Genomic DNA, 23,279 nt, shown 5'->3' with positions numbered 1-23,279 from the left:
GCGGCGAGAGAACGGGGTGCGGGATGGCCGGAAAGAAGCAGTTCGACGTGGACGTCGCGCTCGACGCGGCGATGGTCCAGTTCTGGCGGGCCGGGTACGCGGACACTTCTCTCGACGACCTCTCCCAGGCGACCGGGTTGAACCGCAGTTCCATCTACTCCTCATGGGGAGACAAGGTTTCGCTCTATCTGCGCTGCCTGGATCGCTACGTCGCGCGCTACGGCGACCGGTATGACCAGGCCTTATCGAGGGCGGCCGAGGATCCGCTCCGGGCGGTACGGGAGTTCTTCGGCATCACCCTCCAACGCATCGCCGACCCCGATGTGCCGGACGGATGTCTAGTCGCCCAGACTGCGATGGCGATACCGGTGCTGAGCCCGGACATCGCCGCGCGCGCGACCAAAGCTCTGGGTTTCCAGCAGGCGCGGCTGCGAAAAGCGTTGCGTGCCGCGAAGTTGGCCGACGCCGAGGACTTCGCCGTTCACCTCGCGGCGGTCAACCAGTCGTTGGCCGTGATGAGCCGGGCGGGGGCGAGTCCGAAGCAGCTTCGCGCGATAGTCGACGTTAGCTTGGGTGCGCTTTCGCGGGCATTGCGGGCGCGGAATTAGGGCAGGCCCGCGCTGGAGTCAGGTGCCGCGGCGCTCCGCGGTCAGCAAGTCGAGCAGGCCGGGGAGCCGCCGGTTGATTTCCGCCCGGCGCAACCGGATTCCCTTCCGGTTCCCGTAATTGATCTCGTGGATGAGCCCGGCCTCGCGCAAAACCCGGAAGTGGTGCGTCTGCGTCTGCTTGGACACCGGGAGATCGAACGAGTTGCAGGTGCGCTCGCGGTCGCTCCCGTCCGCCGCCAGTTCCGCGATCACGGTGCGGCGGTGCTCGTCGGCGAGCGCGCGGAACACCGTGCCCAGGTCTGCGTCCCCGGCCGGACCTGACTCGGTCATCGCCTCACCTCTTTCAGGTACGTCTTGCATCGTACCTCAAGGCCGTGCTTGACTGCAGGTACGACGAGAGACGTACCTGAGAACCCGCGCCTGACTCGAAAGCCCGCGCGGCGCTCGTCGTTTCCCTCCAACGAAAAGGTTGCGGCATGACGCCTTCCCGCGTCCTGATCCACGGCGCCGGTATCGCCGGTCCCGCTCTCGCCTACTGGCTGGCCCGGCACGGGTACCGGCCGACGGTCGTCGAGCAGGCCAAAGAGCTGCGGTCCGGCGGCAGTGCCGTCGTCGTCAAGGAACCGGCGCTGACGGTCGCCAGGAGCATGGGCATCCTCCCGCAGTTGCACGAGATCGCCACCGGCTCAAGGGTTCTCTCGCTGCTCGATCCGGACGGGCGGCAGCTCCTCCGGGTCCCGACGACGTCCCCGCAGTCGGTCGAAGTGACCCGGTCCGACCTGTCCGCGGTGCTCCACGGGGCAGCGCGCGACGACGCCGAGTTCCTCTTCGACGAGACGGTCACCAGGCTCCGGCAGGACCCGTCGGGCGTCGAGGCCACCTTCCGCCGGTCGCCGCCGCGCCGGTTCGACCTGGTCGTCGGTGCGGACGGCATCCATTCTCCGGTGCGCCGCATGGTCTTCGGGCCGGCGGAGCAGTTCACGACCGGCCTTGGCATGTACAGCGCGACGGTGCCGCTGGAGCCTGGTGCACTCGAAGACCCGGAGGTGGCGGTGATGCTGACCGCGCCCGGCCGGATGCTCACTCTCCACCCGTCCCGGGGCAAGCCGCTCGCGATGTTCACTTTTCGCGGCGGGCGCGTGCCCGGCTACGACCGTCACGACACCGCGCTCCACAAGCGTCTGGTGGCCGGGGCGTACGCGGGAATCGGCTGGCGAAGCCCGGAACTGGTCGAGGCGTACCAGAACCACCCCGCGCCGTTCTTCGATCCGCTCGCCAACGTGCGGATGGACAAGTGGTCGCACGGTCGAGTGGCATTGCTCGGCGACGCGGCATCCGCGGTGGCCCTGCTCGGCGACGGGTCGAGCATGGCGATGGCTGGCGCGCACACGCTGGCCGAAGCGCTCGCGGCGCATCCCGGTGACCATGCGCGCGCCTTTCAGGCCTACGAGGCGAAGCACCGGCGGCACGTGGAGCCGAGGCACCGGCGCGTCAGCTTCGTTGCCACGCTGCTTGTGCCACGGACTCGGTACGGGCTGGCGCTGCGCAATACTGTCGGCCGAGCTGTCGGCCTCGCCACTCGGAAACCCTTGCCCGCCAAGCAGAACGGCCGGGTTTGAACGGCCGGGCCGGGAGCCTTTAGCGGTCTTTGGCGATCTCGCAGAGGGAAGTGCGCAACGGCGAGCTGTGAGGTTTGCTGAGCGTCTCGTGCGTGTTCATCCCGGTGCTACCCGGCATAAACACACACGAGGCCCTCGCCCGTCAGCCAGCAAGAACCGAAGTCTCCCAGCCGAATCCGTCCGGGTCCGTGATCCGCCCCGCGTCCCCGCCGATCGTCAGCAGATGCGAACCCGAACCCTCCTCCGGAACCCCGGCGTCCTTCGCCAAAGCCTTCCGGCCGTAAAGGGCCAGCTTGATCGGGCTCGTCTCGAATTCCACATACTTTTTGCCGTAGCTCTTGCCCACAGCGAGCCCGTGCGAGACGTAAAACTGCTTGGTCGCCGCCACATCCGACGCGCCCAGCAGCAGCACCATCTGGTCGTATTCCCGGACCCCCGCGCCGGAATCCTTCTTCGTGGAAGTCGCGACCTTCCAAATCGCACCGTCCGGAGCCTGCACAACCCCGCCGAAACCCCACAGCGACTTGGCCGCTGGCTTCAGCGAAGTCGCGCCCGCGGCGAGGGCCGCGTCCAGGTAAGCGACGGCGTTCGCGGGCTGGGAAACGGTGAGCGACAAGGTAAATCCGCGGAAACCGGTGCTCGGCGCGGCGGCGTGGCGGAAGCGGAGACGGTCGCCCAGATCGAACGCGGCGGTGTAGAAGCGCTCGGCGGCGGCGACATCGGGAACGTCCAGGGTGACAAAGTCGAATGAGGTCATGCGGTAAACGCTAAGTCCGGCACCAGCCCCGACGCTTCTCGATTCCTGATCGCTTACCGAGCCGGACGCCCGGCCAGCCACGCTTCGCGCCGGCGCGGTGACGCTCGGGACAACCAGGCGTCCTCGACGACTTCGGTCAGCTCCTGCCGCGTCAACGAGCCGAGGTGGGCGGCGCGGACGAGCACCGACAGGTGGCCGTCGAAGTGCGGAGTGGTGAAAAACGGGCTGTCCGGGTCCTGGACCAGCGCCTGCTTGTCCGATTCGGACGGTACCCAGAACACGATCACGTCCGGGTATCGCTGCCCGGTGTCCGGGTCGAAGGCGTCCGGCCGCGGCGTCCGGAAGAACACGAACGACTTGCCGCCGACCTGGTAGACGGGGTTCTCGCGCGAGCCGCGCACCACCGTGACGTGGGGCATCCCCAGCGCCAGCTCGTGCACGTCCTCGACCCGCGCCCGCATGACTTGCACGATACGACTCCCAGCGCACCGCGTCAGGTATGAACAGGGCATGGTCACGCTGGATCGGCTCGTCAACGTCCTCGGTGGGTACGGCGCGCGGTTGTGCTGCTGTCCCGTCGCGCGCGCGGTCGCGTTGCGGGACGTGGTGATGGACGACCCCGCCGACCCGCGCGGGTTGCGCGGCGACGTTTACCTCGCGGTGGGCGTCGAATCAGTGCTGGAAGCCGTTGAACGGGCCGCTCAAGCGCGGGCGTCGGTCGTGTTGGTGCGCGGAGCCACGCCGCCGGGACCGGACGAGGTCGCGAAAGCCGAGGACGGCCAGGTCGCGGTGCTGCTCGTGGACCCGGAAGTGTCGTGGGGGCAGCTCGCGGGCGTGGTCTACGGCTTGGTGCTCGAAGGGCGCGAGACGGAATCCGGCCGCGGCCCGACCGACCTGTTCGCGCTGGCCGACAGCCTCGCCGACGCACTCGGCAGCGCGGTCACCATCGAGGACCAGCTGTCGCGCGTGCTCGCGTACTCCAGCCGTCAGCAGGGCGCGGACCGGGTGCGGCTGGAGACGATCCTCGGGCGGCGAGTGCCGGACCAGGTGCGCGAACTGTTCGAGCGCCGCGGCGTGTTCGCGCATCTCGCCCAGTCGGACGAGCCGTTGTTCGTCGAGGCCGATCCGGAGCACGGGCTGACCGGGCGCATGGTCGTCGCGGTCCGGGCCGGGCGCGAGACGCTCGGGTCGATTTGGGTGGAGTGCGAGGAGCCGCTGTCGGACGTCCGGCGCACTGTCCTGCACGACAGTTCGCGCACGGTCGGGCTGCATCTGCTGCGGTCGCGGGCGAGCGCCGACCTCGAACGGCAGGTCGAGTCGGACCTGGTGATCCGGCTGCTGGAAGGCACCCCGGACGCGGCGGCCGTGCTGAGCAGGCTCGGTTTGCCGCCCGGCCGGTTCCGCGTGGTCGCGCTCCAGGCGCACATCGCCGACGAACGGCACGCCGCGCTGCTGCTCGCGTTCGAGCGCGCGACCACCGGGTTCGGCTGGTCGCGGCCGGGCCGGAGCACGCTGTTCAGCAACACCGTCTACACCGTTCTGCCCGGCGAAGACGTCGAAACCGCCCGCGCGTGGATCGACGGGATCCGCGACGCGTTGCCCGCGCAGGTCACGGTCGCGGCGGGGATCGGCGCGCCCGCGTCCACCGCGGATCTTCCCGCCAGCAGGCGGGAATCCGACGAATGTCTCGCGCTGCACGACGTTCGCCCGGAACCCGGCGCGGCCGTCGCGTACGACGAGTCCTGGGACGACATCCTGATCCTCCGCCTGCGCGCCGCCGCGGCAGCGGGACGAGCCCCGGCGCGCGGTCCCATCGCGGATCTGGCCAGGCACGACGCGGCCAACTCGACCAGTTACGTCGCGACCCTGCGCGCGTGGCTCGAGACCCAAGGCGACCTCACCGAAGCCGCCGAACGGCTCGGCGTGCACCCCAACACCATCCGCTACCGGCTGCGGAAGATGGCCGACGTGACGCCGCTGCGGCTCGACCTGCCCGCGAAACGGCTGGCGATGATCATCGAGCTCGCCGTCGCCGATCCGCGGGATTGACCGATCCGGACAACCGGGCTTGCTCCGTTTGGCCGAACTCGACAAAGACCGTCCGCCGAATCCGGGTCATCCTGGCCGCACCAGCACAACCAGCGGCACGGCTCGGCGGAGGAAACACCATGGGCGATCTCGACCGGAAGGGCGGCGGACCGCGTTCGGCGATCGTGGTCGGCGCGGGCATCGTCGGACTGTCGACCGCCTGGTTCCTGCAGGAACGCGGCGTGCGGGTGACCGTCGTCGACCGCGAGGGCATCGCGGCGGGCTCGTCGTGGGGCAACGCGGGCTGGCTCTCGCCCGGGTTGTCGATCCCGCTCAACGAACCCGCCGTCCTCCGCTACGGCCTGCGCACCCTGCTCGACCGGCAGGCACCGCTGCACGTCCCGGCCACTCCGGACCCGCGGCTGTGGCAGTTCCTCGCCCGCTTCGCGGCGAACTGCACCCACCGTTCCTGGAACCGGGCAGTGCGCGCGAACCTGCCGTTCAACGAGGAATGCCTTGAAGCGTTTGACATCCTGACCGCGAGCGGCGTGGACGCGCCGACCATCGACGCGCCCATCACCGCCCTGTTCGAGACCTCGGCGAAGGCACAAACGCTCGTCAAGGAACTGGACCGGCTCGGCGACGCCGGGCAGAAGGTGTCCTGGACGCAACTCGCCGGACCGGAACTGCGCGAGCACTTCCCGCAGGTCACCGACCGGATCGGGGCCGGCATCCGGATCGACGGCCAGCGCTACGTCGACCCCGGCCGGTTCGTCGAATCGCTCGCCCGCGCGGTGGTCAGCCGCGGCGGCACGATCCGGCACCGGTTCGAGGTCGCCGCGATCCGCAGGCACGAGTACGCCTACACCCTGCTGTCAGCGAACGGCCAGACGGTTAACGCCAACGCCGTCGTGCTCGCGACCGGTGCGTGGCTGGGCGAACTGGCGCACAAATGGGGCGTGCGCGTCCCGGTGCGCGCCGGGCGCGGGTACTCCTTCACCGTGCCGACCGACGATCCGGTGCCGAGCCCGATGTACCTGCCGGACATCCGGGTCGCGTGCACGCCGTACCAGGGCGGGCTGCGGGTGGCCGGGACGATGGAGTTCCGCAAGCCGGACGACCCGCTGTACCCGGCGCGCGTCGACGCGATCGTCGCCTCGGCCCGGCCGCTGCTCAAGGGCCTGCGCTGGGACCAGCGCACCGACGTCTGGGTCGGCTCGCGCCCGGTCAGCGCCGACGGCCGGCCGGTGATCGGCCAGACCGGCGCGCCGGGGATGTACGTCGCGGGCGGACACGGCATGTGGGGCCTCTCGCACGGCGCGGTCACCGGGAAGCTGCTCGCCGAGCAGATCGCCACCGGCAGGCAACCGGAAGCGCTGCGGCCGTTCGACCCGCTGCGGTGACCCGACGGTGTCTGATCCAAGAATGTCCGCCGAACCCGCCGGTCCGCCGCCGCTGACCGGCGACGAGCACGCCGAGCTGATGTTCCTCCGCGCGGAGAACGCCTTGCTGCGCACCGAACGAGACATCCTGGTGAAAGCCGCCGGCTGGTTCGCCGCCGACGCCGGCGTGCTCGACCGCCGCACCGGGCCCGAGCCCCGCTGACCGCCGCGGGACTCCTCGAAAGTCCGTGGGGGCTGGACGCCTCCCGCTGGCCCGGCCCCCACGGACGACATCCGAAAGGCACCTCCCATGTCGACCACCTCTTCGCGTCCCTGGCTGACCGCCGACGCGCACGCCCGCCTCGCCGCGGAACTCGCTGACCTGCTGCGCGAACCCGAACTCGGCGAGGGGGCGGGCGAGCACGACCGGCTCGACCGCAGGCAGCACCGGCAGGCGCGGATCCGGCAGCTGCAGGACCTGCTGCGCAGCGCCGTCGTCGGCGAAGACCCGCCGGACGACGGAATCGCCGAGCCCGGCATGGTCCTGACCGTCCGCTACGACGACGGCGGGGTCGAGACGTTCCTGCTGGCCGCCCGCGACGAGGTCGGCACCGACCTGGAGGTCTACTCGCCGGACTCGCCGCTCGGACGCGCGCTGGACGGCGCCAAGCCGGGGGAGCAGCGGGAGTACGAGGTGCCCAGCGGCGCGGTCGTGCGGGTCACCCTGGTCGAGGCCTATCCGTACGGGCGCTATCAGAGCCATGGCTGAAGCCCGTTTCGTGGCTACCCTGAAAGAGTGACCGACGAAGAGCTCATCATCGAGTTCGCCCTCGCCCGGCTCGACAACCCGAGCCTCGACCTCGAGGAGGTCGCCGCGCTCCTCGTGCGCCGGGTCGGACCGGACCGGATGCTCGACCTCGCCGCGCGCAACCTCGAGACGCGCGGCGAACTGCGCGGCGCGATGTTCGAGTCGGCCGTCGAACACGTCTTACGCGTGGTCCTGACACTGCGCGGCCCGGCTGACTGAGCCGTGGACAATTCGCTGACCTGCGTGGACAACATCCCGCTTTGACCATGGACAGCGAGGGAGTTGAGGACAGAACGGACGGCGCGCTGGGATGAGTGCACCGGGATTTCCCGGCTGTAACTCCATTCCGTTTCGTCCGAGGGGACACCCATGAAGATCGGCAAGACGCTGATGGCCGCCTCCGCGCTGGGGATCGCATTCGCCGGGATCGCCGCGCCCGCCGCGTCGGCGGACACCGCGGCTCCGGTGAGCGCGCAGAGCAAGCACACCGCGAGCATCAAGTGCACGAAGCCGTCCGGGAAGAAGGCCAACTACTCGTGGGGCGACGGCGCCACGAACGTCACCGTGTACTTCAACAACCACTGTTCGCACAAGGTGTCCGCGGGCATCGTGCTGAAGGACACGGACGGCGCGATGAGCGTCCAGTGCATGACCACCAACGGCGGCACCAAGGGCAAGAAGAAGTTCCACATCGGCCTCGACCACTCGGTCGTGCGCATCCAGAAGGGCTGCAAGCTCTGAGCCCCGTTCGCTGACGAGCCGGGCGGGCCCGGGGCTGCGCCGCCCCGGGCCGCCTGGCAACCTCCAAGGGTCGATGTCGATCATTGGAGGTGTCATGAGCGAGCCCGCGGCCGGGCAGCCCCAGGCCCGCCGAGGTCGCAAGCACATCGTGCCCGACGCGGGCGCGGGTCCCGTCTCCCGTTTCGCCTGCGGGCTGCTGGACTTGAAGCGGGAAGCAGGCGACCCGTCCTACGACCGGATGCGCACGGAACTCGGCGCTGTTGCGTCGAAATCGGCGCTGTCGGCCGCCACGCGCGGACGCAGCGCGCCGTCTTGGCCGACGACCTGGGAGTTCGTCCGGAGTCTCGCGGTGACCGGCCTCGGCCGCGACGAGGAGACGGTGCGGCGCGAGTGGCTGGCGCGGTGGGAAGAGGCGGTCGAAGGGCAATCGGACCCGGCTTGGGCTGCTTCGGCGGGCTCTGCAGGCGAGACCGATTCACCGGACCAGGCATTCGATACCTCGGCGCACGCCGATCCGCCCGGCGCAGGGGACTGGAGCGCGGTCGACGCCGCTTCTCCTGTTGAGAGCCACCCCGCCGAGCCATTCTCCACTCCGCCCTGGGAGCCTGCCAAGACCCGCCGCTGGGGCTCGATCGTCGTCGCGGCCACCGTTCTGGTCGTCCTCGGACTCGTGGCCGCGGTCGTAGTCCTGGCCACCCCGTCGTCCCGCGACAAGGAAGCCGCCGCCCCGCACTACCCGCTGCCCGGCGACTCGTCCGGCTTCGGCGGCGACGGCCTCTCCGGCGATGTCACCTTCCCCGACGGCGCGAAAACCCGCTACGGCCGGACATTCACGAAGATCTGGCGGCTGAAGAACACCGGCTCAGTGCCGTGGCGCAGCCGCTTTCTGCAGGTCGCGGGCGGCACGACGGTGCTGTGCCCGTCCCCGCCGCGCGTCCCGGTCCCGGATGCCGAGCCGGGGCAACTGGTGGAGGTGAGCGTCCCGGTGAAGCCGACCGGCACCGGCGTCTGCCACGTCCTGTGGAAGATGGTCGACGAACGCGGCGCGCTGGTGTTTCCGGACCGGACCGGGATTTTCTACCAGGTCACCGTCGCTGTGGAGTAACCGGAGAACGCGCCGACAGTCCTTTTCGGACTGTCCACAATCGCGCATTGCCGCTGGTCACCGCCCTGGGCAAGAAAACCGTACCCTTTTTCCCGTTCGCTCGTTCCGTTCCCGCTGATTCCCTTGCGGACATTTTCCGCCGATGCCCGCGCCGGTCGCGGGGCGAATTGGCGAACCAGGAATGGCCGCCGGGGAACGGTAGCGGTCACATGACAATGAGTATCCGAATCGAACCCTTCGCAGGATCACCCCTCCGGGTGGACCGAGGCGCAATCCGCCAGGCGGTCCCCGATTCCGGTAGCTCAGCGTGAGAAAACCGCGTCCGCGACGCCGCGTTACATCACTCTTTAGTGGTTAAATTGCGATAATTGTGGTCACCGGAACCGTCGGGCGGGCGCGCTGCGCGACGGATCTTGCTTTGCGTTTCCGGGGCGTCTTGATAATGTCGCGCCCTGCCGGTGACCGACAGTTGTGTGCGGTCACGCGTGGATTCGGGGATCCGTGCGGCGGCTCCATTCTTGATGTTCGGAAGGACAATTCATGCGTTCTGCCCTGCTGCGCGGACGGACCGTCGGCCTCGCCGTTCCCGCGCTGGCTTTGCTCGCCACCGCCGTCGCCCCGTCGGCGCTCGCCGCCGAGTCGCCCGCCGGGTCGGCCTACGGCGCGTCCGCCTCGGTCTCGCTGCTGCCCGGCGTGCTCGGCGACAAGGGGATCACGGTCGACACCGGCAAGATCGCCCCGTCCTCGACCGAGGGCCCGGAGTCCGCGCAGGTGGTGAACGTGCCGCTGAAGGGCCTGGTCACGGCGAAGGTCATCAGCAGTTCGGCGAAGCAGGACGGCAGCAGCGGCCCGGTCGACTCGAAGGCCTCCATCGTCGACGCCGCGCTCCCGGTGCTCGCCCCGCTCGCCGGTTCCACCCCCACGGCCCGCGTGATCAGCTCCGAGTGCAAGTCCACTCCGGACGGCATCACCGCCTCGTCCGAGCTGGCCGGCCTCGACCTCGGCAAGATCGGCAAGATCCCGGTGTCGACCAAGCCGAACCAGAAGCTCGGCATCGACGGCGTGCTGCAGGTGATCGTCAACGAGCAGATCAAGCACTCCGACGGCAGCCTCACCGTCAACGCGCTGCACATCAAGCTCCTCGGCGGCGACGTCACCGGCGCGCTCGGCAAGGGCGACATCGTCCTCGCCTCGGCCACCTGCGCCAAGGTCGCGGGCAACCCGACCACCCCGCCGTCGTCCACCCAGCCCTCCGAGCCGGGCAAGCCGGGCACCCCGCCCGCCGAAGGCCCCGGCCAGGTGACCGTCGTGCCGGTCGGCGCGCCGGAGACCGGCGACGGTTCGCTGGCCGCGGTGACCGCCCGGTGACCCGTTCCCGGTTCGGGCTTTTCGCGCTCCTGCTGGCTTTCGTCGCGAACTTCGCCCTGCTGGGCTGCGGTTCGGCGGATACCCCGCCCGCCGCGGCCCCGGCGAGTTCCGCGGCGGCCGCCCAGCAGGTCGCGGACCCGGTCTCGCTCGACGTTCCCAGCATCTCCGCGCACTCGTCGCTCGTGCCGCTCGGCCTCAACGACGACAAGAGCGTCCAGGTGCCGCCGGTCGACCAGCCGCTGCAGGCAGGCTGGTACCACTTCGGCCCCAAGCCGGGCCAGGTCGGACCGGCGGTCGTCCTCGGCCACATCGACGGCAACCACCAGAAGGGCATTTTCTGGCGGCTGCACGAGATGAAGAAGGGCGACAAGGTCATCATCGGGCGCAAGGACGGGTCGACGGCCTCGTTCACAGTGACCAAGGTGGACCAGATCGCGAAGAAGACGTTCCCCACCGAAGCCGTGTACGGCAACACCACCGACTCGCAGATCCGCCTGATCACCTGCGGCGGCGCGTTCGACGCCGAGAAGAAGAGCTATCTCGACAACATCATCGTGTACGGCACGCTCGACAGCTGAGCGACCGATACCAGGGCCTCGTCGTTTCGCGCTCGGGCGAAGCGGCGAGGCCCTTTGTCATTCCCCGGACAGTTCGTCGGTCGCCGCCCGGCCCGCTTCGGCGGTGCGGCGGAGGAATCCGGCGATGAGCATGAGTTCGTCTTCGGTGTATCCGGCGCACAGGTCGTCCATGGCTGAGCTCATCCCGCTGTACACGCGAAACAGCTCCTGCGTACGCCCCGGCACCGCCCGCACGGTGACCGCGCGCCGGTCGGCCGCGTCCGGATCCCGTTCGCGCGCTATCCATCCGCCGCGCTGCAGCCGGTCGAGGATGCCGGTCACGGTCGCCGGGTGCAGGCCCGCGCGGCGGGCGAGCGCGCTGGGGCTCAGCGGTCCGGCGGACGAGATCAGTTCGAGGCAGTCGAGGTCGACGTCCTTGAGCTTCAGCCGTCCGCCGACCTGGTGGTTCAGCAGCGACAGCTGATTGCGCAGTTCCCGCAGCGACTCCTTGAGGGCCGCCGTGGTGCGCCGCCTGCGCCGCGCCGTGTCCGTTCCGGCTGCTCCGGAAGCCATCTGCTCCGCCCTCCCGTTCCCCCGCTGGTCAGGGTAGCCGGGGCGAGCACGGCGGGCACCGGTTGCCCGAGCGGCGCCGGTTCTCCCCGGATTTCGACCTAACCTGAGGAGGGAAAGCGGACCGGAAGAACGCGGGAGCCCCCATGCTGATCGACGACCTGCACACCGTCCTGCCGGACGACCGGATCGTGCGGGACCCCGACGTGCTGCGCAGCTTCGCGCACGACGAGGCGGAGTGGGCTCCATACGGCGAGCCGGCGGTCCTGGTCCGCCCGCGCACCGCGGACGAGGTGCGGGCGATCGTCCGGCAATGCGTCAAACACGGCACGCCGGTGGTGCCGCGCGGCGCGGGAACCGGGTTGTCCGGCGGGGCGAACGCGCTGGCCGGGTGCGTCGTCCTGACGACTGACCGGATGACCGCGATCAAGGAGATCGACCCGGTGGAACGGCTCGCCGTGGTCGAACCCGGCGTGGTCAACGACGACCTCCGCGCGGCCTGTGCCGAACAAGGGCTTTGGTATCCGCCGGACCCGGCCAGCTCGCCGTGGTCGACGATCGGCGGCAACGTCGCGACCAACGCGGGCGGCGTGTGCTGCGTGAAGTACGGCGTGACTCGCGACTACGTACTCGGGCTGCAGGTCGTCACCGGCACCGGCGAACTCGTCCGGCTCGGCCGCCGCACCGCGAAAGGCGTGGCCGGATACGACCTCGCCGGGCTGATGGTCGGGTCGGAGGGAACGCTCGGCGTCATCACCGAAATCACCGTGCGGCTGCGGGCGAAACGCGCGCCGGAGGCGACCGTCGCCGGGTACTTCGACTCGACGGTCGCGGCGGGGGAGGCGGCGGCGGCGATCCGCGCGGCCGGGATCGTGCCCTCGGCGCTGGAGCTGGTGGACCGGCATTGCCTGGCCGCGGTGGACGCCTGGAAGAACATGGGTCTGTCCGCGGACGCGAACGTGGTGCTGCTCGGCCGCAGCGACGTGCCGGGCGGGCACGAGGCCGCGGTGATGGTGGAGTGTTTTGAGAAAGCGGGCGCGACCTGGGCCGCGCAGTCGACCGACGAGGCCGAGGCGGACGCGCTGTTCGCCGCCCGGCGGCTGGCGTACCCGGCGCTCGAACGGCTCGGGCCGGTGCTCACCGAGGACGTCTGCGTGCCGACGCATTTGGTGCCGGAAATGCTCGCCAGGATCGATCTGGCCGCACAACGGCACGACACGCGAATCGCCAATATCGCGCATATCGGCGACGGGAATCTGCATCCCCTGCTGATCACGCCGACCGGGGACGACGACGCGCAGCGCCGCGCGCAGGCCGCGTTCGACGACATCGTCGCCGACGCGCTCGAACTCGGCGGCACGGTGACCGGCGAGCACGGCGTCGGCCTGCTGAAGCGGCCAGGGCTGGAGAAAGAGCTGGGACCAGCGGTTCTCGACCTGCACCACGCGGTCAAGAACGCCCTCGACCCGCACGGGATCCTCAATCCCGGAAAGGTCGTCGGAGGTCCCGCACAGCGTAACTCGACCGAGTGAAAGTAAACAGTCCACAAAGGATAGTCATCCGTTTGTGACCCTTGTCTCCCAGTCGTTTTCTTTTGTTGGTTGCCTACCGCAAGCAACTTGCTTAGCCTAGCTAAGGGAACGGCTGGGAGAGGGGTTTTCGACAGTGGCGGAGCGCAGGACGTATTCGATCGCGGAACTCGGTCCGCGGTACAAGTGGATCGCGCTGTCCAACACGACGCTCGGGATGCTGATCGCGACGATCAACTCGTCGATCGTGCTGATCGCGCTGCCCGACATCTTCAAGGGCATCGGCATCAACCCGCTGGAGCCGTCGAACACGAGCTACCTGCTGTGGATGATCATGGGATTCCTCGTGGTCACCGCGGTGCTGGTGGTGGCGTTCGGCAGGCTCGGCGACATGTACGGCCGGGCCAGGATGTACAACCTCGGCTTCGCCGTGTTCACCGTTTCCTCGATCATGCTGGCGATCACCTGGTTCGACGGCGACGCGGCCGCGCTGTGGCTGATCGGCTGGCGGATCGTGCAGGGCGTCGGCGGCGCGTTCCTGATGGCGAACTCGTCGGCCATCCTCACCGACGCCTTCCCGGCCAACCAGCGCGGGCTCGCGCTCGGCATGAACGGCGTCGCGGCCATCGCGGGCTCGTTCCTCGGCCTCGTGGTCGGCGGCGTGCTCGCGCCGGTGAACTGGAACCTGATCTTCCTGGTGTCGGTGCCGTTCGGCGTCGTCGGCACGGTGTGGGCGTACCTCAAACTGCACGACACCGGCGTCCGCCAGCACGCGAAAATGGACTGGTGGGGCAACATCACCTTCGCCGTCGGCCTCATCGCGGTGCTGGTGGGCATCACCTACGGAATCCAGCCCTACGGCACTTCGCAGACCGGCTGGGGCAGCCCGATGGTGCTGTCGTGCCTGATCGGCGGGGTCGCGGTGCTGATCGCCTTCATGGTGATCGAGACGAAGGTGCCCAATCCGCTGTTCCGGCTGTCGCTGTTCCGGATCCGCTCGTTCAGCTGGGGCAACCTGGCGAACCTGACGGCGTCGCTCGGCCGCGGCGGGCTGCAGTTCGTGCTGATCATCTGGCTGCAGGGAATCTGGCTGCCGCAGCACGGTTTCACCTTCGAGCAGACGCCGCTGTGGGCCGGGATCTACATGCTCCCGCTGACCATCGGCTTCCTGGTGGCCGCGCCGACGTCCGGCATCCTGTCCGACCGGATCGGCAGCCGCGCGCTCGCCTCCGGCGGCCTGGTCATCACCGCGCTCACGTTCTTGCTGCTGATGCTGCTGCCGGTGAACTTCGACTACTGGGCGTTCGCCGGGATCCTGCTGCTCAACGGCATCGGCATGGGCATGTTCTCCTCGCCCAACCGGGCCGAGGTGATGAACAGCCTTCCCGCCGACGCGCGAGGTTCCGGCGCGGGCATGATGACGACCTTCCAGAACGCGGCGATGGTGCTGTCGATCGGCTTCTTCTTCAGCCTGATCATCGCCGGTCTCTCGGACCACCTGCCGATCGCGATGTCGCAAGGCCTGACCCAGCACGGCGTCCCCGAGGCGGCCGCGCAACAGGTCGCCCACCTGCCGGCGGTCGCGGTGCTGTTCGCGGCTTTCCTCGGCTACAACCCGATCCAGCAGCTGCTGGGCGGCCAGTTGGGCAGTCTGCCCGCGGACCAGGCGAACTTCCTGACCGGCCGCAGCTTCTTCCCGAACCTGATCTCGGGCCCGTTCCAGGACGGCCTCGCGGTGGCGTTCGGCTTCGCGATCGTGGTGTGCCTGATCGGCGCCGTGGCGTCGCTGCTGACGAAGGACACGAAGAAGGCGTCGGAGTCGGTGGGGGAGGAACTGGCGGCGGTGGCTGGGGAATCTGGTGGCGGGCCTAGTGAGCTGGTGTCTCCCCGGAGCGACCGCTAGCGGGTTCCGGCTTCCGGCCAGAGCACGGCTTGGGCGACGATGACGTTCTCGCCGTTGAAGGTCAGCGCTGGGCCCTCGTGCAGGCGGTAGCCGAGCGCGAGGGCTTCGCTGACCCGGCGGCAGAAGGCAGCGTCGTCGGGTCCGGTGAGGACTCGGTAGGCGGGGAGACCGTCTGGGGGTTGGCTCATGACGGTCATGATTCCAGCTTCAGCGCAGCGGCTGCGCCCGGGAAGCGCGGGCCACCAGCAACGCCGTCCCCAGTGCCCCCACCGCGCCCACGCTGATCGCCCCGAATCCCAGACGGAACGCGGCATCGGCGTCCGGCAACCGTCCGGCGATCAGCACCGCGAACACCGCACCGCCGAGCGATCCGCCGACCCGCAGCAGGATCGTCACCTGTGCGGCCGCATCCGGAAGCCGTGCCGGTTCGACGGTCTTGTACGCCGCGATCCCCATCGGCATGCTCACCAACGCCACCGAAGCCCCGTACCCGGCAAGCAAAACCTGCACCACCACGCCAGGCGCGTCCACCGGCAAGAACGCGAACGGCACCGTGCTCACCACCGCCAGCACCGCACCCACCAGCGCGACCGGTGCGGCGCCGTACCGATCCACCGCCCGTCCCGTCACCGGCGCGATCGCCGCCGTCGCACCGGCGAAGCCGAGCAAACTCAGGCCGGTGCCAACGAAATCCAGGTGCCGGCCCAGCTGGAAATACAGCGTGACCACGATTCCGCTGCCGAAGATCAGCGCCCCGTTGAAAGCCGCGGCCAGGCTCGCCGCGCGGTAAAGCCGGTTGCGGTACAAGGAAAAGTCCAGCAGCGGATGCGGATGCCGAAGACATCGCAGCACGAACCACGCCAGTAAGGCCAGGCCAGGCACCAGAATTGGCAACTCAAGACGACCAGTGTCGCCCCACGTCGTCACGGTGTAGAGAACCAAGGGCAGCCCAGCGGCGATCAAAGCCAAGCCGACGAAGTCGATCCCGCCAGTGGCCGCCCGAGCGCCGCGGGGCACGTATCGAAGGCCGAGGAACAGGCCTGCCGCCCCGATCGGCAGATTGATCAGGAACAGCCACGGCCACGAAAGACCGTGCAGGATCAGCCCGCCAGCGAGCGGGCCGAGCGCGGGCGCGACGCTCACCGCGATCCCGAGCGTCGCCATCACCCGCCCAAGGCGTGCCGCTCCGACCTGTTGTCCCAGAACGGTTTGCCCGGCCGGGATCAGCACGCCCCCGGCCAGCCCTTGCAGGAATCGGAAAGCGATGAGCGCCACGACATCCGGGGCGAGCGCGCACAAGCCGGACGCCACGGTGAACGCGGCCAGCGCGACAAGCCACACCCGGCCAGCGCCGTAGCGGCGCGCCAGCCAGCCGGTCAAGGGAAGCGACAGGGCGAGCGCGAGCAGGTAGCCGCTCGCAACCCGTTGTGTCACCGAGAGATCCGCGCCTAAATCGCTGCTGATCGAGTCCAGGCCGATCGTCACGACAGAAGCGTCGAGTCCGCTGGCGAACGCACCGAACACGATGATCCAGCAGATCCGCCACGTCGCGCGGTCGATGGGGGCGGCGACGGTGGTCACGGCGAGACCCGCAGGGTGCGCAGCGCGGCCGACCAGTCGACAAGTTCCCCCAGCATCCGCGTCAGGATGCCTTCGTGGTGGTCGGCGGGGGCGAAGGTGCCGGGTTCGGCCAGGTCCGGGACGACGAAGTCGGTGAACAGTCCCAGTGCGACTTGGGAGCGCACGCAAGCGACTTTGACCTCGGCGAGCGTGAGCCGCAGGTGCTCCACCGCGCGCGTGCCGCCGTTGGTTCCGTAGCTGACGAAACCGGCGGCTTTGTCGCTCCATTCGGAAAACAGGAAGTCGATGGCGTTCTTGAGCGCCGCGGGCATGGAGTGGTTGTACTCGGGTGTCACGAAAACGAAGCCGTCGAAACCATCGATCAGCTGGGCCCAGCGCTGGGTGTGGTCGTTGCGGTAACCGCCGATCGCGGCGGGCAGCGGTTCGTCCAGGAACGGCAGGTCGATGTCGGCGAGATCGAGCACGCGCACCTCGGCCCGGTCGCCGAGGAAGGCGGCGGCACGGGCGCGGGTCCATTCGGCGACCTGCGTCGCCCGGCGGCCGGGGCGGGTGCTTCCGGAGATGACGGCGATGCGAAGCGGAGAAGTCATGCCCCGAAGGTACAACGCTCGTTGTAGTTTTTGCAACGATCGTTGTACTTCGGCATACTGAGCCGGTGCGGACAGACAAACAACGTGCTCTGCTCGACGGCGCCCTGCGGGTTTTCGCCCGGGACGGCTACTCGCGCGCCAGCATCGACGTGCTCGCGGCGGAGGCCGGCGTCTCGTCGCGGACGATCTACAACCACTACGGCGACAAGGCCGGACTGTTCCGCGCGGTGATCCTGGACAGCTCGGATCGCGTGGCCGAACGCCAGATCGCGGTCGCCGACAAACTGCTCGGCCGGATCGCCGACCTGGAGGCCGACCTCGTCGAATTCGGCCTCCAGTGGGCGAAACGCGACCCGGAAACCGAACCGCACTGGGCACTGGTTCGGCAGATCGAGGCAGATCTGGACCACATCGACCCGAAGACGGTCGCGGCCTGGAAAGAACGCGGCCCGACCCGCGTCCGGCAGGCGCTGGCCGGACATCTGCGCAGGCTCGCCGCGGAAGGCCACTTCGAACTGGAAGACCCGTCGCTGGCCGCGGTGCACCTCGTGCAACTCACCGCGGGCAGCGCCGCCGCGGCCGAGCCTGGGGAGGACTGGGAAACGGTGATCCGGTCGGGGGTTGGGGTTTTCTTGCGCGCTTACGCGCCGGGGCTACCAGCCGAATCTGATGGGGACGTGCTGCCATGAACCAGGATTTCAGGAAGTTCGACGAATTCGTGCGCGCGACCGATCCCGGACGCCGGAGCGACCTCAGTTTCCTGGCGGAAACTCGCCGCGTCGAGGAGTTGATCACTCGTGGGCTGCGGGAAAATCTGGCCCGCTCCGACTGGCGGTGGTTCCAGACCTATCTTTCTCTGGCCGGAGAACGTCCTTCGGCCCAGTATGTGCCGGTATTTACCGAGGCGTTGGATCTGCGTGACGGGGGCGTCAATCCGGGGGACGTGCTCGCCTACCTGCTCGACATCAAGGATCCTTCGTCGGTGCCCGCGATCGAACGCGCGTTGCACTGGCGGCCGGACTGGGACGAGTTTCACGATCTGGCGTTCAAAGCTCTCGACGCGTTGCTGGCGATCGATGACGACGCGGCGTGGCGGGTGATCGAGTCGGTGCGGGACGACGACCGGGAGCGTGTCCGCGAGATCGCGCGGAGGGTTCTGGCCAGGCGTGCGAACGGCTGGCCGGCGTCGAACCGCGCGATCTCGTCGGATCTCAGAAGCCGAAGCTGACTCGTTCGATCCTGACCGGCTTGGCAGGAAGACCGTCGAGCGGCCCGCGTTCGCTCGGAATGATCCCCGCCGCCACGATCCGGTCCAGCACGTCCATGCCGCGCACCACCTTGCCGAGCACCGAGTAATTCGCCGGAATGTGCGCAAACGAATGCACGATGAAAAACTCCGACCCATTGGTCCCCGGCCCCTGGTTCCCCATCGCCACAGTGCCGCGCTCGTAAGTCTCCGCACCGGTGACCTCGTCCGGGAATTTGTACCCGGGCCCGCCCTTTTCGACCTCGTAGATGTCGCCGCACTGCAGGACTCCGAGGCGCGCGGAGTTCGTCAGCCGCCAGCACTGCGAGCGGTCGTAGAAGTGCTGCAGCACCAGGCTCGCCATGTTCGCGACGGCGCACGGGGCCGCTCCGCCGCTGTTGAGGCGGACGGTGACGGGGCCGTAGTTGTAGTGGAAGGTGACGTCGATCGTGCCGCGGGTGAGCGCGAACGGCAGCGGGCGCAGCACGGGACGCGCCGCCGGGTTGTCCGGCGTCGGCGTGAAGGTGCATTTCACTACCGGCGGCTTCACCGACGGGGCAGCGCTGGCCGGGGCCGCGGTGCACAGGGAGAGACCGGCGATGACGGCGGCCGCGAGCGCGGCCCAGCGTGGCTTCATGGGCCCGGAAACTAGCGAATCAGGGGCCGCCGGCGCCAGGGCTTACTTGCGCCAGGCGGTGCGGCTCTTGCGCAGGTCGAGCAGCAGGAGCAGGACGATGAACGCGGCCAGCCCGACGAGCCACACGTTCTCGGTGTTGTTCTCGTGGTTGCCCTTGATCATCAGCAGCAGGATGACCGCGGACAGCCAGCCCGCGATGCGGGTGGCCTTCGGGAACGAGCCGTGCCAGCCCCACTCCGCCGACGGCTCGTCGCGCGGGTCGACCTCGGGGCGCTTCTCGACCGCCTTGCCTGCCACGACCACTCCTTCAAACTCCCCTGACGTTGTGCCCTCGCATGATCCCACACCGCTGGCCGCCGCGCGGACACGACCCGGGCGATAATGCTTGCTGATGACTACTTCGCGAAGCATCCTCGTGCTGGGCTCCACCGGGTCGATCGGGACCCAGGCGCTCGACGTCGCCGCACGTAACCCGCATTTGTTCACGATCGCCGGCCTCGCCGCCGGCGGTTCCGACCCGGCGACGCTCGCCGAGCAAGCGATCGCGCACGAAGTAGCGGCCATCGCCGTGACGAAGCCCACGGCGGTCGAAGACGTGCAGCTCGCCCTGTACGCCGAGGCACAGCGCAGGGGGTACTCGAAGGGCGAGTTCCGCCTCCCGCGCATCCTCGCCGGCGCCGACGCGGTCGGCGAGCTGATCGATTCGGTGCCGGTTGACGTCGTGCTCAACGGGGTGCCGGGTTCCCAGGGTCTCGACCCGACGCTGCGCGCGCTCGCCACTGGCGCGACGCTCGCGCTGGCCAACAAGGAATCCCTCATCGCCGGCGGCCCGCTGGTCCTCGCCGCCGCGAAGCCGGGACAGTTGGTTCCGGTCGACTCCGAGCATTCGGCGATGGCGCAGGCGCTGCGGTCCGGCGAGGACAACGAGGTCGCGCGGCTCGTGCTCACCGCGTCCGGCGGTCCGTTCCGCGGGAAGAAGCGCACGGACCTCGGCGAGGTCACCGTCGAGCAGGCGATGGCGCATCCGACCTGGTCGATGGGCCCGCTGATCACCATCAACTCGGCGACGCTCGTCAACAAGGGCCTGGAGCTGATCGAGGCGTCGCTGCTGTTCGGCATCGAGCCCGCGCGGATCGACGTGACGGTGCACCCGCAGTCGATCGTGCACTCGATGGTCACCTTCGCCGACGGCTCCACCATCGCCCAGGCGAGCCCGCCGGACATGCGGCTGCCGATCGCGCTGGCGCTGAACTGGCCGCACCGCGTGCCCGGCGCGGCCGCCGCGTGCTCCTGGGACACCGCGGCGAGCTGGACCTTCGAGCCGGTCGACAACGAGGCGTTCCCGGCTGTCGAGCTGGCTCGCGAAGCGGGTGCCGCGGGCGGTTGCCTGCCCGCGGTTTTCAATGCGGCGAACGAGGAATCGGTAGCCGCGTTCCTGGCGGGCAAGGCCGGGTTCCTGTCGATTGTGGACACCGTCTCGCAGGTGGTGTCCGACGCGGACGAATGGCGGCGCGAACCTCGCGACGTCGCGGACGTGCTCGCCGCCGAGCAGTGGGCTCGCACCCGGGCCGCCGAGCTGCTGGGATGAGCGCGACCGGTGCGCGAAGGCGGGCCGGTTGATGCAACACTGGTTTCACGCTGGCGGCGGATACTTGAACCCGTGACTTTCTCGGGTGGTCTCACCGCCTGAAGCCGTGAAAGACGACGAAACCTGCCGCCACCGCATCGCGGGCCGCGGCTGAGGGGTGAGGTGCAGGGCCCGTGCTTGCCTATGTGATCGGTGTGGTGCTCTTCGCGCTCGCGATCTGTGTTTCGGTCGCGTTGCACGAAGCGGGCCACATGGTCACCGCCCGGATGTTCGGGATGCGGGTCCGCCGGTACTTCGTCGGCTTCGGTCCGACGGTGTTCTCCTTCCGGCGCGGCGAGACCGAATACGGCCTCAAGGCGATCCCGCTCGGCGGCTTCTGCGACATCGCGGGCATGACCGCGCTCGACGAGGTCACCCCCGAAGAAGCGCCGCGCGCGATGTGGCGGTTCAAGACCTGGAAGCGGACCGTCGTGATGTCGGCCGGTTCCATCACGCACTTCCTGCTCGGCTTCATCGTGCTGTTCGTCATGGCCGCGACCATGGGCCTGCCGAACGTGGACATGAAGCCGATCGCCGCGCAGATCTCCGACTGCGTGCAGAACGCCACCACGGTCGAGGCGGCCAACAACCCGGTGTGCAAACCGGGGGACCCGGCGCCCGCCAAGCGGGCCGGTCTGCTCCCCGGCGACCAGGTGCTGTCGGTGGCGGGCAAGCCCACTCCGACCTGGGACGACATGGTCGCCCAGGTGAAGTCGCTCTCCGGGCCGGTCCCGGTGGTCGTGAACCGCGACGGGGCCGAGCGCACGTTCGTCGTCGACATCCCGAAGGTGATCCGGCCCGCCGCGAAGGGCGGCACCGAGTCGGTCGGCGCGGTGGGCATCGCCAGGGCCACGGCCATCCACTACAGCGTGGTCGGCGCGTTCGGCGGCGCGGCGTCGTTCACCGGCGACATGTTCGCCCGCACGTGGGACGGGCTGATGGCCTTCCCGAAGCGGATCCCGGCGGTCTTCAACTCGATCTTCGGCGGCGAGCGCGACCCGGACACCCCGGTCAGCGTCGTCGGCGCGAGCAGGCTCGGCGGCGAGGCGGTCGAGGCCGGGCTGTGGCAGGTCTTCCTGCTGCTGCTGGCCAGCCTGAACTTCTTCATCGGCGTGTTCAACCTGCTGCCGCTGCTGCCGATGGACGGCGGGCACATCGCGATCGTCTGGTACGAACGCGTCCGCGACTGGCTGCGCGGCCTGCGCGGCAAACCCGCGGGCGGCCCGGTCGACTACACGAAGCTGTCCGCGATCACGATGGTCCTGGTGGTGATCGGCGGCGGCGTCACGCTGCTCACGGTGACCGCCGACATCGTCAATCCGATCCGCCTGCAGTAACCGCGCGCACCGGCCGGGTCACGCGCGCGTCCCCGGCCGCCCGAGAAGGGGTAACGCTGCTCACCGCGTCGGCTGACTTCGTTGAAACGCGCCCGGGTGGGGTGGGTACGCTGGAAGCGTGACCGTCGCGTTAGGTATGCCCGCTCTGCCCCCGCCCGTCCTCGCCGAGCGTCGCAAGACCCGCCAGCTGATGGTGGGGTCGGTGGGCGTCGGCAGCGACCACCCGATCTCGGTGCAGTCGATGACCACGACGCTGACCTCCGACGTCAACGCCACCCTGCAGCAGATCGCCGAGCTGACCGCGGCCGGCTGCGACATCGTGCGGGTGGCGTGCCCGTCGGCCGACGACGCCGAGGCGCTGCCCGCGATCGCGAAGAAGTCGCAGATCCCGGTGATCGCCGACATCCACTTCCAGCCCAAGTACGTGTTCGCCGCGATCGAGGCCGGGTGTGCCGCGGTGCGGGTGAACCCGGGCAACATCCGCAAGTTCGACGACCAGGTCAAGGAAATCGCGCAGGCCGCGAAGGACCACGGCACGCCGATCCGGATCGGCGTCAACGCCGGGTCGCTCGACAAGCGGCTGCTCGAGAAGTACGGCAAGGCCACTCCCGAAGCGCTCGCCGAATCGGCGATGTGGGAGGCGTCGCTGTTCGCCGAGCACGACTTCCACGACATCAAGATCTCGGTCAAGCACAACGACCCGGTCGTGATGGTGCGCGCCTACGAGATCCTCGCCGAGCAGTGCGACTACCCGCTGCACCTCGGCGTCACCGAGGCCGGGCCGGCGTTCCAGGGCACGATCAAGTCCGCCGTCGCGTTCGGCGCGCTGCTGCGCCAGGGCATCGGCGACACCATCCGGGTGTCGCTGTCCGCGCCGCCGGTGGAGGAGGTCAAGGTCGGCATCCAGATCCTGCAGTCGCTGAACCTCAAGCAGCGGAAGCTGGAGATCGTGTCGTGCCCGTCGTGCGGGCGCGCGCAGGTGGACGTCTACACCCTCGCCGACCAGGTCACCGCCGGGCTGGAGGGGATGGAGATCCCGCTGCGCGTCGCGGTGATGGGCTGCGTCGTGAACGGTCCCGGCGAGGCGCGCGAGGCCGACCTCGGCGTCGCGTCCGGCAACGGCAAGGGCCAGATCTTCGTGAAAGGCGAGGTCATCAAGACCGTGCCGGAGCACGCGATCGTGGAGACCCTGATCGAAGAGGCCATGCGGATCGCCGAGGAATCCGGCGAGAGCATCGGCGAGGGTGCGCCGAGCGTCACCGTCGGCTGAGTTTTCGGTCCTTCAC

General features: G+C 69.2%; 27 protein-coding genes. 18 read left to right on the top strand and 9 right to left on the bottom strand.

The features are described 5' to 3' along the window. Positions 1-23 precede the first annotated feature (23 nt). A complete protein-coding gene (locus ACFORO_RS27750) occupies positions 24-608 on the top strand; it encodes a TetR/AcrR family transcriptional regulator (protein ID WP_377875955.1) in 585 nt (194 codons plus the stop codon). An 18-nt stretch (positions 609-626) separates the two neighbouring features. Here the strand turns inward: ACFORO_RS27750 and ACFORO_RS27745 are convergent, their stop codons facing one another. Continuing rightward, positions 627-938, bottom strand: a complete 312-nt coding sequence (locus ACFORO_RS27745; RefSeq protein ID WP_354737487.1) for an ArsR/SmtB family transcription factor — start codon at positions 936-938, stop codon at positions 627-629. Positions 939-1,084: 146 nt separating this feature from the next. Between ACFORO_RS27745 and ACFORO_RS27740 the strand changes: the two genes are divergently transcribed. Further along, positions 1,085-2,227, top strand: coding sequence for an FAD-dependent monooxygenase (locus ACFORO_RS27740; RefSeq protein ID WP_377875958.1), 1,143 nt, complete (start codon positions 1,085-1,087; stop codon positions 2,225-2,227). Positions 2,228-2,369: 142 nt separating this feature from the next. Here the strand turns inward: ACFORO_RS27740 and ACFORO_RS27735 are convergent, their stop codons facing one another. Together ACFORO_RS27735 and ACFORO_RS27730 are read right to left on the bottom strand one after the other, a co-directional pair. Further along, on the bottom strand, positions 2,370-2,984 hold the full coding sequence (locus ACFORO_RS27735) for a glyoxalase (protein ID WP_354737483.1): 615 nt from the start codon (positions 2,982-2,984) through the stop codon (positions 2,370-2,372). Positions 2,985-3,037: 53 nt separating this feature from the next. Further along, entirely contained in the window at positions 3,038-3,445 is a 408-nt protein-coding gene (locus tag ACFORO_RS27730; protein WP_377875961.1) for an MmcQ/YjbR family DNA-binding protein, read from the bottom strand. Positions 3,446-3,494: 49 nt separating this feature from the next. On the opposite strand from ACFORO_RS27730, the gene ACFORO_RS27725 reads away from it, so the two are divergent. The 9 genes from ACFORO_RS27725 to ACFORO_RS27685 all read left to right on the top strand — a co-directional run bounded on the left by ACFORO_RS27725 (position 3,495) and on the right by ACFORO_RS27685 (position 10,994). Then, entirely contained in the window at positions 3,495-5,033 is a 1,539-nt protein-coding gene (locus ACFORO_RS27725; RefSeq protein ID WP_377875963.1) for a PucR family transcriptional regulator, read from the top strand. 119 nt (positions 5,034-5,152) lie between these two features. Continuing rightward, entirely contained in the window at positions 5,153-6,415 is a 1,263-nt protein-coding gene (locus ACFORO_RS27720) for an NAD(P)/FAD-dependent oxidoreductase (RefSeq protein ID WP_377875965.1), read from the top strand. A 22-nt stretch (positions 6,416-6,437) separates the two neighbouring features. Continuing rightward, positions 6,438-6,617 (top strand): hypothetical protein, encoded by a 180-nt coding sequence (locus ACFORO_RS27715; protein ID WP_377875967.1) that lies wholly within the window; start codon positions 6,438-6,440, stop codon positions 6,615-6,617. Between the two features lie 87 nt (positions 6,618-6,704). Next, complete coding sequence (locus tag ACFORO_RS27710; protein WP_377875969.1) at positions 6,705-7,163, top strand: GreA/GreB family elongation factor; 459 nt, start codon at positions 6,705-6,707, stop codon at positions 7,161-7,163. 27 nt (positions 7,164-7,190) lie between these two features. Next, entirely contained in the window at positions 7,191-7,421 is a 231-nt protein-coding gene (locus tag ACFORO_RS27705; protein ID WP_116200055.1) for a hypothetical protein, read from the top strand. A gap of 150 nt (positions 7,422-7,571) precedes the next feature. Beyond that, positions 7,572-7,943 (top strand): hypothetical protein, encoded by a 372-nt coding sequence (locus ACFORO_RS27700; RefSeq protein WP_354737465.1) that lies wholly within the window; start codon positions 7,572-7,574, stop codon positions 7,941-7,943. 94 nt (positions 7,944-8,037) lie between these two features. Then, positions 8,038-9,048: an NBR1-Ig-like domain-containing protein gene (locus ACFORO_RS27695; RefSeq protein ID WP_377875972.1), complete on the top strand. Its 1,011-nt coding sequence runs from the start codon at positions 8,038-8,040 to the stop codon at positions 9,046-9,048. A 540-nt stretch (positions 9,049-9,588) separates the two neighbouring features. After that, complete coding sequence (locus ACFORO_RS27690; protein WP_377875974.1) at positions 9,589-10,416, top strand: choice-of-anchor P family protein; 828 nt, start codon at positions 9,589-9,591, stop codon at positions 10,414-10,416. After that, positions 10,413-10,994: a class F sortase gene (locus tag ACFORO_RS27685; RefSeq protein WP_377875976.1), complete on the top strand. Its 582-nt coding sequence runs from the start codon at positions 10,413-10,415 to the stop codon at positions 10,992-10,994. Before ACFORO_RS27690 ends, ACFORO_RS27685 begins: the two co-directional genes overlap by 4 nt. Before the next feature lie 57 nt (positions 10,995-11,051). On the opposite strand, the gene ACFORO_RS27680 is transcribed toward ACFORO_RS27685, so the two are convergent. Next, complete coding sequence (locus tag ACFORO_RS27680; RefSeq protein WP_354737457.1) at positions 11,052-11,546, bottom strand: MarR family transcriptional regulator; 495 nt, start codon at positions 11,544-11,546, stop codon at positions 11,052-11,054. Positions 11,547-11,689: 143 nt separating this feature from the next. On the opposite strand from ACFORO_RS27680, the gene ACFORO_RS27675 reads away from it, so the two are divergent. Together ACFORO_RS27675 and ACFORO_RS27670 are read left to right on the top strand one after the other, a co-directional pair. Continuing rightward, complete coding sequence (locus ACFORO_RS27675; protein WP_377875978.1) at positions 11,690-13,075, top strand: FAD-binding oxidoreductase; 1,386 nt, start codon at positions 11,690-11,692, stop codon at positions 13,073-13,075. 133 nt (positions 13,076-13,208) lie between these two features. Then, a complete protein-coding gene (locus ACFORO_RS27670) occupies positions 13,209-14,975 on the top strand; it encodes an MFS transporter (protein ID WP_354737453.1) in 1,767 nt (588 codons plus the stop codon). Here the strand turns inward: ACFORO_RS27670 and ACFORO_RS27665 are convergent. Genes ACFORO_RS27665 through ACFORO_RS27655 form a run of 3 tightly spaced genes read right to left on the bottom strand, consistent with a single transcriptional unit; the run spans position 14,972 to position 17,146 of the window. Continuing rightward, positions 14,972-15,163 carry a DUF1737 domain-containing protein gene (locus ACFORO_RS27665; RefSeq protein ID WP_354737451.1) on the bottom strand — a complete coding sequence of 64 codons (192 nt, stop codon included), beginning with the start codon at positions 15,161-15,163 and terminating at the stop codon, positions 14,972-14,974. The two genes, ACFORO_RS27670 and ACFORO_RS27665, sit on opposite strands and share 4 nt — an antisense overlap. A 19-nt stretch (positions 15,164-15,182) precedes the next feature. Next, on the bottom strand, positions 15,183-16,556 hold the full coding sequence (locus ACFORO_RS27660) for a DHA2 family efflux MFS transporter permease subunit (RefSeq protein WP_377875981.1): 1,374 nt from the start codon (positions 16,554-16,556) through the stop codon (positions 15,183-15,185). After that, positions 16,553-17,146: an NADPH-dependent FMN reductase gene (locus ACFORO_RS27655; RefSeq protein WP_377875983.1), complete on the bottom strand. Its 594-nt coding sequence runs from the start codon at positions 17,144-17,146 to the stop codon at positions 16,553-16,555. The genes ACFORO_RS27660 and ACFORO_RS27655 overlap by 4 nt, the downstream gene beginning before the upstream one ends. Positions 17,147-17,211: 65 nt before the next feature. Here ACFORO_RS27655 and ACFORO_RS27650 point away from each other — a divergent pair, with 65 nt between their 5' ends. Continuing rightward, the gene (locus tag ACFORO_RS27650) at positions 17,212-17,835 is read left to right on the top strand and encodes a TetR/AcrR family transcriptional regulator (RefSeq protein ID WP_377875985.1); all 624 of its coding nucleotides are present in this window, start codon (positions 17,212-17,214) and stop codon (positions 17,833-17,835) included. Then, entirely contained in the window at positions 17,832-18,374 is a 543-nt protein-coding gene (locus ACFORO_RS27645) for a HEAT repeat domain-containing protein (RefSeq protein ID WP_377875987.1), read from the top strand. Before ACFORO_RS27650 ends, ACFORO_RS27645 begins: the two co-directional genes overlap by 4 nt. Here ACFORO_RS27645 and ACFORO_RS27640 read toward each other — a convergent pair. After that, entirely contained in the window at positions 18,358-19,029 is a 672-nt protein-coding gene (locus ACFORO_RS27640) for a peptidylprolyl isomerase (RefSeq protein ID WP_377875989.1), read from the bottom strand. The genes ACFORO_RS27645 and ACFORO_RS27640 overlap by 17 nt on opposite strands. A 42-nt stretch (positions 19,030-19,071) precedes the next feature. Next, entirely contained in the window at positions 19,072-19,326 is a 255-nt protein-coding gene (locus tag ACFORO_RS27635) for a DUF2631 domain-containing protein (protein ID WP_067591018.1), read from the bottom strand. 94 nt (positions 19,327-19,420) lie between these two features. On the opposite strand from ACFORO_RS27635, the gene dxr reads away from it, so the two are divergent. The 3 genes from dxr to ispG all read left to right on the top strand — a co-directional run bounded on the left by dxr (position 19,421) and on the right by ispG (position 23,263). Then, a complete protein-coding gene (gene dxr, locus ACFORO_RS27630) occupies positions 19,421-20,617 on the top strand; it encodes a 1-deoxy-D-xylulose-5-phosphate reductoisomerase (protein ID WP_377875992.1) in 1,197 nt (398 codons plus the stop codon). A 173-nt stretch (positions 20,618-20,790) separates the two neighbouring features. Beyond that, the gene (locus ACFORO_RS27625; protein ID WP_377875994.1) at positions 20,791-21,993 is read left to right on the top strand and encodes a M50 family metallopeptidase; all 1,203 of its coding nucleotides are present in this window, start codon (positions 20,791-20,793) and stop codon (positions 21,991-21,993) included. 118 nt (positions 21,994-22,111) lie between these two features. After that, on the top strand, positions 22,112-23,263 hold the full coding sequence (gene ispG / locus ACFORO_RS27620) for a flavodoxin-dependent (E)-4-hydroxy-3-methylbut-2-enyl-diphosphate synthase (RefSeq protein WP_377875996.1): 1,152 nt from the start codon (positions 22,112-22,114) through the stop codon (positions 23,261-23,263). Positions 23,264-23,279: the final 16 nt, after the last annotated feature.

Source organism: Amycolatopsis halotolerans (assembly GCF_042647905.1).
GTDB lineage: Bacteria > Actinomycetota > Actinomycetes > Mycobacteriales > Pseudonocardiaceae > Amycolatopsis > Amycolatopsis halotolerans.
Note: the sequence above shows the minus strand (reverse complement) of the source record. Positions and strands in the feature narration are given on the sequence as shown.